A 13,582-nucleotide genomic window follows, 5' to 3' on the forward strand; every position below is an offset into this window, starting at 1 on the left:
TTTCCGTCCTGCCCGGCGCGACACCCATCAGAACTCGACGACCGCCCGGATCGACTTGCCCTCGTGCATCAGGTCGAAGCCCTTGTTGATCTCGTCCAGTGTCAGCTTGTGGGTGATCATCGGGTCGATCTCGATCTTGCCATCGACATACCAGTCGACAATTTTCGGTACGTCGGTTCGACCGCGCGCGCCGCCGAAGGCCGTGCCCTTCCAGACACGTCCGGTCACGAGTTGGAACGGTCGGGTGGAAATTTCCTGGCCGGCGCCGGCGACGCCGATGATGATCGACTCGCCCCATCCGCGATGGCAGCTTTCCAGCGCCTGACGCATGACCGTGACATTGCCCGTGCAATCGAAGGTATAGTCCGCACCGCCGATCTGGTCGGCGCCGCGTTTGGTCATGTTGACGATTTCGGCGACGACGTCATCAACCTCCGTCGGGTTGATGAAATGGGTCATGCCGAAGCGTTCGCCCCATTCCTTCTTGTCGTTGTTGATGTCGACGCCAATGATCATGTCCGCGCCGGCCAGCCGCAGGCCCTGGATGACATTCAGCCCGATTCCGCCAAGGCCGAACACCGCGGCCGTCGATCCGATCTCGACCTTCGCGGTGTTGATGACGGCACCAATGCCCGTCGTCACGCCGCAGCCGATGTAGCAGATCTTGTCGAAGGGTGCGTCGGGATTGACCTTGGCGACGGCGATCTCGGGCAGGACGGTAAAGTTCGAGAAGGTCGAGCAGCCCATGTAGTGATGGATCGGCTTGCCATCGAGCGAGAAGCGGGAGGTGCCGTCCGGCATCACCCCCTGGCCCTGTGTGGCGCGAATCGCCGTGCACAGGTTGGTCTTGCGCGAGAGGCAGGACGGGCATTCGCGGCATTCGGGCGTGTAGAGCGGGATGACGTGATCGCCCTTTTTCACGGTGGTCACGCCGGGGCCGACATCAACGACCACGCCGGCTCCCTCGTGGCCGAGAATGGCCGGAAACAGGCCTTCCGGATCGGCTCCCGACAGCGTGAACTCGTCGGTGTGACAGATGCCCGTGGCCTTGATTTCGACCAGGACCTCGCCCGCTTTCGGGCCTTCGAGATCGACTTCCACGATTTCCAGCGGCTTGCCGGCTTCGAATGCGACAGCGGCGCGTGTCTTCATGCCTTATCTCCCGTGTTGACGAGGTGACACTTTCAGGATTTCCCTGTCGTTTCAACCCGCCGCCGCGCGAGCCCGACCCAGCGCTTGCCGATGGCGCGCATATGACAGGACACAGCATGAGCCACGTTCCGCAAACGGCGGGAAATTCGCACGCAGACAGTCACCTGCGCGGCATGGCGGTCTGCTCGGCCGGCATGCTCATCATCCCGCTGATGGATGCCGTTGCGAAGTGGCTGTCGATCAACGAGGGCGTGTCTCCCGGCCAGGTGACGCTGGCACGATTCGCGACCCAGGCGCTGCTGGCGCTGCCATTCGCCATCGCGGCTGTCGGCGTTTTCGGCCTGTGGCCGAAGCGCCCGCTGCTCAATATCGTACGCGGCGCGATGCTGGCGGTTTCCAGCCTGATGTTCTTCCTTTCGGTGAAATACATGCCGCTGGCGGACGCCATCGCGGTGTTCTTCGTCGAGCCGCTGATCCTGACGTTGCTTTCGGTCGTCTTCCTGCGCGAGACCGTCGGTTGGCGCCGCATTGCCGCGGTTCTCTTCGGCTTCGCCGGTGCGCTGATCGTCATCCAGCCGAGCTTCGCATTGCTGGGGCCGGTATCGCTCCTGCCGCTAGGCACGGCAACACTGTTCGCAAGCTATCTCGTGCTGAACCGGGCCGCCGGCACAGAGGACGACGCCATGGTGATGCAGGTGACGGCCGGAATCGGCGGGTCCCTGGTGATACTCGCGGCGGTCGGAGTGGGAACGGCGGCCGGAATCGAGAACATGCGATTCAGCTTCGACTTTCCGCCTGCTACCTGGGGCCTGCTGCTGCTGATGGGGGCCTTCGGCATGGTCGGCCACCACCTGATCCTGCTCGGTTTCCGCATGGCGCCGGCGTCGCTGCTCGCACCATTCCAGTATCTGGAAATCATCAGCGCCGCGATCGCGGGGCTGGTGCTGTTCGGGGACTTTCCGAGCCTGTCGAAATGGATCGGAATCGCCATGATCATCGGCGCGGGACTCTACGTGTTCTGGCGCGAAAGGCGGGTCGCGGGCGGCTGAGTTTACCGTCCCGAAACGCTGTTCGGCGATTTTCGCCAGTGGAAACCCGTTGTCGACGGCCGCAGCCTATATTGCCGCGTATTGAACGGAGCCTCCATGTCGCCGGTATTCGCACTGCTTGTCGGAATCTGCCTCGTGCTGTGGCTTGTCATGTCCGCCCCTGTGGGGCGGCGGACCGTGGGGCGCAGCGTGACGGTCCGGTCGACTCCCGAACGGCTGTGGGCGGCGCTGCATCCCTTCGGGGCGCATTTCTCGTGGAACGGCGCGGTCACGGAGGTGATCCGTACCGGGCCGACCACCGGACACATGGTGACGTCGCATGCCGGGCGCGACGGGCAGCCGATCCGGCGCGATTTCGAGATCGTGGACGAGGTGCCGGGCGAAAGCTTCACCATGCGTTTCACCAACGATACATCGCTGGCGCAAAGCTTCTGGGAAAACCATGAAATGCGCTTTCGCGTCGAGGATGCGGGCGACGGACAGGCGGTCGCGCGGCTGGCCGAAACCGACCGCTATCGGGGCGTCGCCTTTCTCGTGTTCCGCTTCTTCGCCCTGCGGCGCCAGGCAAGAAAACTGAAGCGTTGGGCCGAGACCGGCGAGTTCCGGCCAGGCGGCGTGTTCGAGCATCCGCTTACCCAGTTTGGCATGGCGGGTGTGTCGGCAATGCTCATCTGGCCGTTTTTCGGCCTCGACGGCAGGGGACTGTTTCTCGCCGTCACGCTGACGGTGGTCGTAGCGGCCCACGAGTTCGGGCACATGGTGGCATTCCGGCTGATGGGGCATCGCAGCGCGAGGATGATCTTCCTGCCGCTGCTCGGCGGAATCGCGATGGGCGGGCGGCCCTATGACAGGCATTTCGAGATCGGTTTCTCGGCTCTCATGGGAGCGGGCTTTTCGGCCTTTCCCGTCGCCTTGCTGACATGTACCGCAGTGTCCGCGCCGGAACTGGCGGCACCCGTGCCCTTCGCGGCCGTCACGACGATCGTGCTCGTGGCGTCCATGTTCAATCTCGGCAACCTCATGCCGGTATGGAAATTCGACGGCGGACAGGTGCTGCGGCAGCTGTTCCGCTCGAATGCAGGCATGGCGGGGGGCGCGTTTGCCATGCTTGCGCTGATGGCCGCAGCCTGCGGCGCGGCCGGCCTGTCGTGGCGCGTGATCCTGGTTGCCAGCGCGGTGCTGACATTGCTGAGCGTGATGACCGCCAAGACGGGCGTGAAACCGAAGACCGCGCTGACGCCGATGAACGATGTCGAACGCATCGCTCTCGGACTCGGCCTTGTTGCCACGCTGGCAATCCACGCATTCGCGATGGTGTGGAGCTTCCGGGCCCTGTTCTAAGCCGGATTCCTTTTTTCCCCTTCGACGGGGCCGAAGACTTCCCTGAACGCTGCAAGCAGGGCAAGGTCGAGATCGCCCATCGTGACCGGTAGCCCGAGATCGACGAGGCTGGTAACGCCGTGTTCCGCTATTCCACAGGGCACGATGCCCTCGTAGTGCGACAAATCGGGTTCGTGATTGATGGCTATGCCGTGGAACGAGACCCACTTGCGCAACCGAATGCCGATGGCGGCGATCTTGTCTTCTGCCGGCATGCCGGGAACGCTCGAGGGCTTCTCGGGGCGAACGACCCAGACACCGACGCGATCCTCGCGCCGCTCGCCTTTCACGTTGAACCGGTCCAGGGTGCGGATAATCCATTCCTCCAGGGCGGCGATGAAGGCGCGGACATCTTCCTTTCTCCGCTTCAGGTCGAGCATGACATAGGCTACCCGCTGGCCCGGGCCATGATAGGTGAACTCCCCGCCGCGCCCCGTCTCGAATACCGGGAAACGATCCGGCATAACGAGATCTTTCGGGTCCGCGCTGGTGCCGGCCGTGTAAAGGGGAGGATGCTCGACCAGCCAGACAAGTTCCCTTGCCGTGCCCTCGCGTATCGCCGCGGCGCGTGCCTCCATTTCGGCCACCGCCGCTTCGTAACCGGTCAGCCCCTCGGAGATTCGCCATTCCACCGGGGGCGAACCGTCTGCGGGGTGAAAAAGGTTCCTGTCCGCGATGCAATCGCGCGTGACTATCTCGGGCCGATTTTGCGCTGTTTCTGCCATGGCGAAGATTTGGGCCATTGCGGAGGGTGTTGCAAGGCCCGCCCGTCGCTGACATATTTTCCTGCGAAAAGACCGTGTCCGACGCTTCAAAAATGCGTCACACAGTCTTGTGCATGGTCAGGCGATTTGCTAAGTGCGCCGGGCCGGTCGATCCGGCTTTCGCTTTTGGCTTGCGGTCGTGGCGGAATTGGTAGACGCGCAGCGTTGAGGTCGCTGTGGGGCAACCCGTGGAAGTTCGAGTCTTCTCGACCGCACCATTCCCTTTTTTACAGGAATTCTGATCGTGGCAGCGGCGCTGATGCAAGTCATGCGTTGGCGACCTGCGCCAGCCGGGCCTCGGTCTGCGAATGGGCTGATGGGGCTTCCAGCCGTGCAAGAAACGCGTCGAACCAGCTTGCGATGTCAGTTTCCCTGACAGCCTCGATCAGGGCCTCATGTCGTTCCCTGCGCTCGTCCAGCGGCATGACCAGCGCGTCATGTAGCTTCCGGGCCATGTCGTCGAGATCGTAAGGATTGACAATCACGGCCGCGGTCAGGTCCTCGGCTGCGCCGGCGAAGCGGGAAAGAACAAGGACACCCGGGTCATCCGGGTCCTGCGCTGCCACGAACTCCTTGGCGACGAGATTCATCCCGTCGCGCAGGGGGGTGACGAAGCCGACATCGCTGACGCGAATCATGGAAGCCAACCTGTCGCGCGGAACTGTCCGGTGAATGTAGCGGATCGGTGTCCAGTTGAAATCGGACCAGCGGCCATTTACGGCACCCGTCAATCGCTCGAGTTCGGTCCGGATCTGGTCATATGCCTTTACGCCGCAGCGGGTCGGCGGCGAGATCTGGAGAAGGCTGAAACGGCCTTCCATCTCCGGATGCTGCTGCAACAGCCGGTCGATCGCCTGGACGCGCTGTGGCAGGCCTTTCGAATAGTCGAGGCGGTCAATCCCGATGATCTGTTTCCGGTTCAGTACCTGGTGCCGTATCTGGTCGAATGCGACGTCTCCCGGTGTGTCTGCTGCCAGTTTTCGAAAAGCATCGACGTCGATACCGATCGGGAAGTTTCCGATGAATGTCCGGCGGCCCGCGCTTTCAACGAATCCATTGGCGTCGGGCACGAGGCCCATTCGATGATGCAGGTAGTCGTGCATGTTGTTGACGTCTGCCCGTGTCTGGAAACCGGCGACGTCATAGGCGAGGAGCGTTTCCACCAATTCCGCGTGTTCCGGCGATGCCTCGAGAAGATCAGCGGGGGGAAAAGGTATGTGAAGAAAGAATCCCAGCCGCTGCCTGCATCCGAGTTGCCGGAGATAGTGTCCGACGGGGATGAGGTGATAATCCTGGACCCAGACAAGATCGTCTTCCCGCAAATGGGGCGCCAAAGCTCTTGCGAAGCGCCGGTTGATCGCATGGTAGGCCTCGGGAAATGCGGGATTGTAGTGGATCAGGTCGAGGCGGTAGTGGAAGAGCGGCCAAAGAACGCTGTTGGCATAGCCGGAATAGTAGTCGTCGAATTCCTGTTCGGGCAATGGCAGCGCGAGGACGCGGACTTTGCCGATATCCTCGACATGCGGACTGGCATCGTCGGGAAGTGCGCGAACGGTTTTCCCGCTCCAGCCCATCCACATGCCGCCGCGCTTGCGCATTGCATCGGCGAGCGCGACGGCGAGGCCACCGGATTGGGTTGTGCTGTGAAGATCCGCGATGCGGTTGGATACTATGACGAGCCTGCTCATTTGTAGCCCTCCGCTGGTTGTGCGGAGGATCCGCTCCACCGTTCTGCGGTAGAGGCAAGCCAGGCGCGAAATTCCGATGGCGATGCCAGTCTGCAAGTCGCCGATGTTGGTCCGTCACCGACCTTGACGGAAATGCCGCCAAGCGCGTTGACAGCGCGAAATGCATCCTCATCGGTCACGTCGTCACCGAATACGACCGGCTTTCGCCGAAAAAAGGGTTTTTCGCGCAAGAACTCCGTGACGGCGTCGGCCTTGTTGCGGTTGGCGAGCTTCATTTCAACAACCATCTTGCCGTGTACGATCCTGGAATCGTCGAATCCGGGTTTCAGGCTTTCCACAAAACGGAGGCATTCATCCGCCAAATCCGGCCGGCTGCGAAAATGCAGTGCGACCGAGCCGAATTTCAATTCAGCGAACAGGCCTTTGCGGCCTGCCGCGAACTCCCGCACCGCATGCCGCAGCCTGGAATAGGCGTCCGCGTTCACTTCCTGCCGAAAAAGGCGCCCGGCGGTGTCTCTCCGTTCCGCGCCGTGGACGCCGGCGGAGGGCAGGCGGAGCGGTGAAAGGAAACTGTCGAGTTGCGAAATCTCGCGTCCCGATACGATGGCGAGGGCGTTTCCGAGCGCGAGACTCAGCCGGCCCAGGTTTTCAATGACATCTTTCTCGACAGCAACTTCGGAGGGATGGTCAGCGATCTCGGCTATGACGCCATCAAAGTCGAGGAAAAGTGCCGTATTGGCATGATCGAGTTGAAAAATCGGATTCGGCTCCGGCCGCTTTTCGAACGCCGACCGCATGGTTCTCAATTCTCCCTTCGAAGCATTGGGCGTCTTCGGTCGATTGGAAGCACGAATGTAATTTAGGCAGCGCCCGGATCGACTTCAACGCCGGGGCGTATCCGGTGCCCGTGACCCTGACCCCTTGTCCCAGGGGGCGCTTCCGACTATGTGAGCAGCGCATCGTACACCCACCCGCGTTCGTTGGCGGGACTGGAAAAGGAGAACTGAACATGGCTGCGGCCGTTTCCCTTACATTTCCCGATGGTTCCGTGAAGAAGTATGACGCCGGTACGACCGGGCGCGACGTCGCGGAATCGATTTCGAAATCTCTTGCCAAGAAGGCCGTGGCCATTGTTCTCGACGGGGAACTGCGCGACCTCGCCGATCCCGTAACCGACGGTGCGATCGAAATCGTGACGCGAGACGACCCGCGGGCGCTCGAACTGATCCGTCACGATGCTGCACACGTGTTGGCGGAGGCAGTGCAGGAACTGTGGCCCGGTACGCAGGTCACAATAGGACCGGTGATCGAGAACGGGTTCTACTACGACTTCAAACGCGTCCATCCTGACACACGCGAGGATTGGCCATTCACGCCGGAAGACCTGCCGCTTATCGAAAAGAAGATGCGGGAGATAATCCAGCGTAACGAACCGTTCACAAAGGAAATCTGGGATCGCGAGAAAGCGAAGGATACCTTCGCCAACATGGGTGAAGCCTACAAGGTGGAACTGGTCGACGCGATTCCGGAAGACCAGGAAATCCGGATTTACCGGCAAGGCAGATGGTTCGACCTTTGCCGCGGCCCTCACATGGATTCAACCGGGCGTATCGGTTCGGCTTTCAAGCTGATGAAGGTCGCGGGTGCTTACTGGCGCGGCGATTCCACCAAGCCGATGCTGACCCGGATCTATGGCACCGCATGGGCCAACCAGAAGGATCTCGATCAGTACCTGCACATGCTTGAAGAGGCCGAGAAGCGGGATCACCGCAGGCTCGGCCGCGAGATGGATCTGTTCCATTTCCAGGAGGAAGGACCGGGTGTGGTGTTCTGGCATGCCAAGGGCTGGCGAATGTTCCAGAACCTGCTTTCCTACATGCGTCGCCGTATCGAGGATGACTACGACGAGGTGAATGCGCCCCAGGTGCTGGACAATTCGCTATGGCAGACGTCGGGCCACTGGGGCTGGTATCGCGAGAACATGTTCGCGGTCACCTGTGCCGACGATGAGGCGGAGGACAACCGAGTATTCGCCCTGAAGCCGATGAACTGTCCGGGGCACGTGCAGATATTCAAGCACGGGTTGAAATCCTACCGTGAACTGCCGATCCGGCTCGCCGAGTTCGGTGCCGTCCACCGCTACGAGCCTTCCGGTTCCCTGCACGGATTGATGCGCGTGCGCGGGTTTACGCAAGACGATGCGCACGTGTTCTGCACCGAGGACCAATTGGAAGCGGAGATTCTCAAAATCAACGACCTGATGATGTCGGTCTACGAGGACTTCGGATTCCAGGAAGTCGTGGTCAAGCTTGCGACGCGGCCCGAAAAGCGCGTCGGAACCGATGCGATGTGGGATCATGCGGAAGACATCCTGAAACGGGCGCTCGCCAGGATGGAGGCCGAATCCGGCGGTCGGATCAAGGCCGGTATCAATGAAGGCGAGGGCACGTTCTATGGCCCGAAATTCGAATACACGCTCAAGGACGCGATCGGTCGTGACTGGCAGTGCGGAACGACCCAGGTCGATTTCAACCTGCCCGAGCGGTTCGGTGCCTTCTACATCGACAAGGATTCCGAAAAGAAGCAGCCGGTGATGATTCACCGAGCTATCGTCGGTTCACTGGAGCGTTTCCTCGGAATCCTGATCGAGAGCCATGCCGGTCATTTCCCGCTCTGGTTCGCGCCACTGCAAGTGGTTGTCGCGACCATCACGCAGGAAGCCGACGATTACGCGATCTCTGTGGCGAAGAGACTGAAGGATGCCGGTCTCCAGGTTCAGACCGACCTGCGCAACGAGAAGATCAATTACAAGGTCCGGGAGCACAGTCATGCGAAGGTGCCGGTCATTCTCGTGTGCGGTCGTCGTGAAGCGGAGGAGGGCACGGTCAATGTGCGTCGGCTCGGTTCCAGGGACCAGGTATCGAAAAGCCTGGACGAGATCGTGACGCTGCTGGTCGATGAGGCGACGCCACCCGATATCAAGCGCAAAACCGGTGCGTAATGCTATAGATCACGGAATACCTGAAAGCCGGCGGCCAGTCCGCCGGTTTTCACTTGCGCCTCGACCCCGATGCGACAGATCTATAGAACTATACCGGGTGGAGATATCCTGCGGATGATGAGAACCGTCCGATTTGCCGAGCTGTCATATGCGCGTCCGGACGATCCGCCGTTCAAGCGATGGGTCATACGAACGATCGAGAGTCTTTCCGGCCGCGAGCGGCTGGCGAATCTCTATGAACACTGGCGCAGCGAGATTTTCGGGAAAAGCGAAAGCGTTTTCACGGAGATGCTGAACCTGATCGAGGTGAAGCTGGACGCCGGAGGCCACTGGCCGCCCGTGGATATACCCGATACGCCAATAGTCATGGTTGCCAACCACCCCTACGGTATCGGCGACGGCATAGCCTTCCTGTCGTTGGCAGAACAACTGGGGCGGCCGTTTCGGGTCATCATAAACAACGATCTGCTCAAGGTGCCGGAGATACGGCCCTATTCGCTGCCGATCTCGTTCGAGGATACGAAGGAGGCTCTGGCGCTCAATCTCCAGACGCGCAAGGAAGCCGTGCGTCTTCTGAAGGAGGGGGTGACGATAGTTATTTTTCCGGCCGGCGGGGTGGCGACGGCCCACAAGGGGTTCGGCCGTGCGGAGGACCTGCCCTGGAAGATGTTTACCGCGAAACTGATTCAGGCTGCTCGTGCCTCGGTCATCCCCGTATATTTCGAGGGGCAGAACGGAAGGCTGTTTCACCTCGTCAGCCAGTTCTCACTGACCCTGCGCACCTCGATGCTGATACGCGAGTTTCAACGGCTTTATGGCAAGCAGATTCGGGCCTGGATTGGACAGACGATTCCATGGGACACACTGGCCAGGATCGATGACAGAAAGGTGCTGCTGCAAAGCGTGCACAACGCGGTGTTTTCGCTCGATCCGAATCCGAGCCGCCGCATCCGTCCGGCCACGTTTGCCGAACGCTACTGAGCGATCTGTTCTGCGGTCTCGGTATCCACCTTCACCACGATATCGCGACCTGGCCGGATCGTGATGTCTCGCTGAAAGACGCGGTTCTTGTTCTTTGCAAGCACGGTGTAATCGCCTGCCGCGAGTATCATGGTGGGGAAGGCGCCGACATTCTCTGCGATAATGTCGCCGGAAGGACCCAGTATCGACCATGCCGTATCCGCGAGCGGAAAGCCGTTTTCTCCGCGCACGAGGTTGAGTGTGACCTGAGCGGCGCGGTGCTCGACCTTGGCGGTGGTCGTCTTTCCTGCCTCGACACGGATATCGGCGCGGATCGTCGCGTTCACGTCGCCATAGTTCGACACGACATGATACGTGCCGGCATTAAGGCGCACGGTCCTGCCGGGGCGCACATCGGGAAGGATCAGACGGCGTTCGCCGTCTTCCTGCTCCTGCGCGTCATAGATGTCGAAGCTGAGCTTGTCCTCGCGCATCGGGATGTTGTCCGGAAGCACGCCCTCCAGGCGCAGGCCGCCCGCGTTCAGCACCATCGTTTCGTGGCGCGGTTCGTTGCGCTGCAGCGTGATGCGGGTGGTGGCACCGGCACGGCCGAATGCGGCGTGAACAAGATAGCTTCCGGGGCTCAGTTGAAGCCGCGTCGAACCTCCCTCTGCCGTGGCGAGCAGGGGCAACTTGCCGTCCGGCCCGGTATCGGATCCGAATATGCGCCAAATAAGGCCCTTCGCGACGAGGTTTCCGTCTTCGGCGAGCTTCGCGTCCAGAAAAAGGTCGACTGCCGGCCCCTCGGCGAGCGCGCCGGCGGAGACATTGGCTGGAGCGTAATTCGCGATGCCGGGAAGCTCGAGGCCTTCGGAGAACGGCGTGGTCTCCTGGGCTCGGAGGGGCAGGGCGCCGCAGAAGGCGCAGCATGCAATTGCGATCAATGCCCGCAATGTCCGCCGCTTCACGGGAATCGGCGGCCGGATGTTCGCCGTGCGTGTCCGATTGATCGCCGTCTGTCGGAATGCCGATTGCAAGAAGCGCATTGTTTCCGTTTCGAATCCCGTCCGTTCGATGAAAGGCAAGGCTCTGGCAATTGCAAGGCCGCTGCGCCATAGGGAGCATACCAATCATGCAAAATCGAGCAATTTCATGTCCATGGATAATCCTGTCATCGAATACCTGAAGTCCCGTCGCTCCGTGCCGCTGACCATGATCCGCGAGCCCGGTCCGGACGCGGCCCAGCTGCGTGAGATCATGCAGATCGCCGCGCGTTCGCCAGATCACGGCCGGCTGGAGCCGTGGCGGTTCATAATCTACCGCGAGGCTGCGGGGCGCGAGATCGGCGAGAAGTTGGCAGCACGCGCGCAAGAGTTGAACGGCCCCATGAGCGAGGAGCAGATCGAGAGGGAGCGAAACCGGCTGTTGCGCGCGCCGGTCGCCGTCGGTGTCGTTGCCGTCACCCGGGCGCACGACACGATCCCCGCCTGGGAGCAATTCCTCTCCGCGGGGGCGGTGGCGATGAACCTGGTTCATGCCGCCAATGCCCTCGGGTTCGGCGCCAACTGGGTGACCGGCTGGTATTCCGACGACGAGAAGGGGCGGGCGATCCTCGGCCTGTCTCCGGAGGAGCGCATGGCGGGAATCGTCCATATCGGAAGCCGGGCCGCCGAGGTCCCGGACCGGCCGCGGCCGGATATTGACAAGCTGGTCTCGGAATACAGCGGCGAATACGAGGGCTGACGGAATGTTCTTCGAGCCGGCCAGCGGGCACGGGCTGCCGCACAATCCCTTCAAGGCCATCGTCGCGCCGCGACCGATCGGATGGATATCGACACGCGACCGGGACGGGGTGGCAAATCTCGCACCCTATTCATTCTTCAACGCGGTTTCCGATACGCCGCCGGTGGTGATGTTCTCGTCCGGCGGGCGCAAGGACAGCATCCAGATCGCCGAGAGGACCGGCGAGTTCGTGTGCAATTTCGTCGGCGAGAAGCTGGTCGCCGCAATGAACCAGACTTCCTTCGCGTATGGACGGGGCGTGTCTGAGTTCGGGGCCTCCGGCCTGGCCGAAGCGGGATGCAGGATCGTGAAGGCGCCGCGCGTGGCGGATGCGCCGGCCTCGCTCGAATGCGTGGTCACCGAGATCCGCGCGGTGAGGGGGCGCGACGGCGAAACGGGAAACTTGATGTGCTTCGGCGAGGTCGTCGGCGTGCATATCGATGATGCGATGCTGACCGACGGTCTTTTCGACCTCGCCAAGGCAAAACCGGTGACCAGGCTGGGATATCTCGACTACGGACTCGATCCGCAGATCGTCAGCATCGCGCGTCCGGTACGCGGCTGACCGCCTCTCCTTTGCTAACAGACATGGTGAAGGAAACGTAAACCATTTCCGCCTAGCGTGCTTCCAGAGCCAATTTGCGGGGGAATCGCGCGATGACGATCGTTCAGCACTTCTTGAAATGGAGTCGCGCAGCCGATGTGGCCAAGCGGGCGGCGGCCGCATCGGCGCTGGCCCGGGCCTATCTGCAGTCGCAGGTGATGGATTTCGACGAGCGTTGCGCAGCGGATGCGGCAATGACCCTGCTGCTCGACGATCCGTCTCCCAAGGTGCGGCTCGCCCTGGCGGAGGCAATGGCTTCCAGCCGCGCGGCGCCGCCGCATATCATCGCCGCTCTGGCCGGCGACCAGTACGAGATCGCCAGCCTCGTCATTGCGCGTTCGCCGGTGCTGCGCGACGGTGACCTGATTGCCCGGGTCGCGATCGCGGAGCCGCGGATCCAGGTGCTGATCGCAAGTCGGCCGGAAGTATCCAACAGCCTGGCGCTGGCGATCAGCCAGCATGGCCATCGCGATGCGATCCTGGCGCTGCTGGGAAATCACAATGCCAAGGTCTGCGCGCGTTGCCGGGAGTTGATCATTGAGCAGCATCTGACGGATGCGGATGTGCGTGGCGCTTTGCTTGCAGATCCGGACCTGTCTCCGGTCCAACGGCTGAAGGTCATGCAGGCTGCCCGGGACGCGCTGGCCGGTTCTCCTCTCGTGGCGCGTGTGCTGGGCGAAACGAGCGCCCGACGTATCAGCAATGAGGCTGCATCAAGTGCGCTGGTGCTATTCGCATCGGGGCGCACGGATGATGGCGTAACCGAGTTGATCGATGAATTGCGGGCCACCGGTGCGCTGACCACGAAGCTGCTCATACGCGCTATCTGTGCCGGAAAGGTCGACTTCGTGGCCCGTGTCATCGCGGACCTTTCGGGGCAAGCCTATACGCGGGTAACGGCAATATTCGCCAGCGAGCGTGAGAACCAGTTGCGCGCGCTCCTCGAAGCCGCGGGCCTTGCCGAAAGTGTCCACTCGCTGTTCACGCATGCAATCCGCATCTGGCGCGACGTCGCGAACGGTAGGTTGCAATCGGGAGAACAGGAAGTCACCCGGATGGTGCTCGAACGGTTCGAAACCGAGCACTTGGCGGCGAAGGACCATGCCAATGACGACGTTGTAGCGCTCCTTCGGTCGATCCATCTCGACATGATCCGCCAGAACGCGCGCAAACATGCGCTGAACCTCGCTGCCGCGTAGCGG

General features: G+C 61.7%; 12 protein-coding genes and 1 tRNA gene. 8 read left to right on the top strand and 5 right to left on the bottom strand.

What is annotated here, in order from left to right; genetic code table 11:
* Positions 1–27: 27 nt before the first annotated feature.
* A complete protein-coding gene (locus HTY61_RS04505; RefSeq protein ID WP_175275671.1) occupies positions 28–1,152 on the bottom strand; it encodes an S-(hydroxymethyl)glutathione dehydrogenase/class III alcohol dehydrogenase in 1,125 nt (374 codons plus the stop codon).
* A 116-nt stretch (positions 1,153–1,268) separates the two neighbouring features.
* Here HTY61_RS04505 and HTY61_RS04510 point away from each other — a divergent pair, with 116 nt between their 5' ends.
* Both HTY61_RS04510 and HTY61_RS04515 read left to right on the top strand, forming a co-directional pair.
* Complete coding sequence (locus tag HTY61_RS04510) at positions 1,269–2,201, top strand: DMT family transporter (RefSeq protein WP_175275672.1); 933 nt, start codon at positions 1,269–1,271, stop codon at positions 2,199–2,201.
* A gap of 96 nt (positions 2,202–2,297) precedes the next feature.
* On the top strand, positions 2,298–3,542 hold the full coding sequence (locus tag HTY61_RS04515; RefSeq protein ID WP_175275673.1) for a site-2 protease family protein: 1,245 nt from the start codon (positions 2,298–2,300) through the stop codon (positions 3,540–3,542).
* On the opposite strand, the gene lipB is transcribed toward HTY61_RS04515, so the two are convergent.
* Entirely contained in the window at positions 3,539–4,324 is a 786-nt protein-coding gene (lipB, locus tag HTY61_RS04520) for a lipoyl(octanoyl) transferase LipB (protein WP_246272925.1), read from the bottom strand. The two genes, HTY61_RS04515 and lipB, sit on opposite strands and share 4 nt — an antisense overlap.
* A gap of 154 nt (positions 4,325–4,478) precedes the next feature.
* Here lipB and HTY61_RS04525 point away from each other — a divergent pair.
* Positions 4,479–4,563 (top strand) — tRNA-Leu (locus tag HTY61_RS04525).
* A 48-nt stretch (positions 4,564–4,611) separates the two neighbouring features.
* Here HTY61_RS04525 and HTY61_RS04530 read toward each other — a convergent pair.
* Together HTY61_RS04530 and otsB are read right to left on the bottom strand one after the other, a co-directional pair.
* Positions 4,612–6,033: an alpha,alpha-trehalose-phosphate synthase (UDP-forming) gene (locus tag HTY61_RS04530; RefSeq protein WP_175275674.1), complete on the bottom strand. Its 1,422-nt coding sequence runs from the start codon at positions 6,031–6,033 to the stop codon at positions 4,612–4,614.
* The gene (gene otsB / locus HTY61_RS04535; protein ID WP_175275675.1) at positions 6,030–6,830 is read right to left on the bottom strand and encodes a trehalose-phosphatase; all 801 of its coding nucleotides are present in this window, start codon (positions 6,828–6,830) and stop codon (positions 6,030–6,032) included. The genes HTY61_RS04530 and otsB overlap by 4 nt, the downstream gene beginning before the upstream one ends.
* Before the next feature lie 212 nt (positions 6,831–7,042).
* On the opposite strand from otsB, the gene thrS reads away from it, so the two are divergent.
* Positions 7,043–9,034: a threonine--tRNA ligase gene (gene thrS / locus HTY61_RS04540; protein ID WP_175275676.1), complete on the top strand. Its 1,992-nt coding sequence runs from the start codon at positions 7,043–7,045 to the stop codon at positions 9,032–9,034.
* Between the two features lie 117 nt (positions 9,035–9,151).
* Positions 9,152–10,015, top strand: a complete 864-nt coding sequence (locus HTY61_RS04545) for a lysophospholipid acyltransferase family protein (RefSeq protein WP_175278419.1) — start codon at positions 9,152–9,154, stop codon at positions 10,013–10,015.
* Here HTY61_RS04545 and HTY61_RS04550 read toward each other — a convergent pair.
* The gene (locus HTY61_RS04550) at positions 10,009–10,938 is read right to left on the bottom strand and encodes a hypothetical protein (RefSeq protein ID WP_246272926.1); all 930 of its coding nucleotides are present in this window, start codon (positions 10,936–10,938) and stop codon (positions 10,009–10,011) included. The genes HTY61_RS04545 and HTY61_RS04550 overlap by 7 nt on opposite strands.
* A 214-nt stretch (positions 10,939–11,152) precedes the next feature.
* On the opposite strand from HTY61_RS04550, the gene HTY61_RS04555 reads away from it, so the two are divergent.
* The 3 genes from HTY61_RS04555 to HTY61_RS04565 all read left to right on the top strand — a co-directional run bounded on the left by HTY61_RS04555 (position 11,153) and on the right by HTY61_RS04565 (position 13,579).
* On the top strand, positions 11,153–11,737 hold the full coding sequence (locus HTY61_RS04555) for a nitroreductase family protein (RefSeq protein WP_175278421.1): 585 nt from the start codon (positions 11,153–11,155) through the stop codon (positions 11,735–11,737).
* 4 nt (positions 11,738–11,741) lie between these two features.
* Positions 11,742–12,341 (top strand): flavin reductase family protein, encoded by a 600-nt coding sequence (locus tag HTY61_RS04560; protein WP_175275677.1) that lies wholly within the window; start codon positions 11,742–11,744, stop codon positions 12,339–12,341.
* A gap of 92 nt (positions 12,342–12,433) precedes the next feature.
* The gene (locus tag HTY61_RS04565) at positions 12,434–13,579 is read left to right on the top strand and encodes a DUF2336 domain-containing protein (protein ID WP_175275678.1); all 1,146 of its coding nucleotides are present in this window, start codon (positions 12,434–12,436) and stop codon (positions 13,577–13,579) included.
* Positions 13,580–13,582: the final 3 nt, after the last annotated feature.

This window comes from Oricola thermophila (assembly GCF_013358405.1).
GTDB lineage: Bacteria > Pseudomonadota > Alphaproteobacteria > Rhizobiales > Rhizobiaceae > Oricola > Oricola thermophila.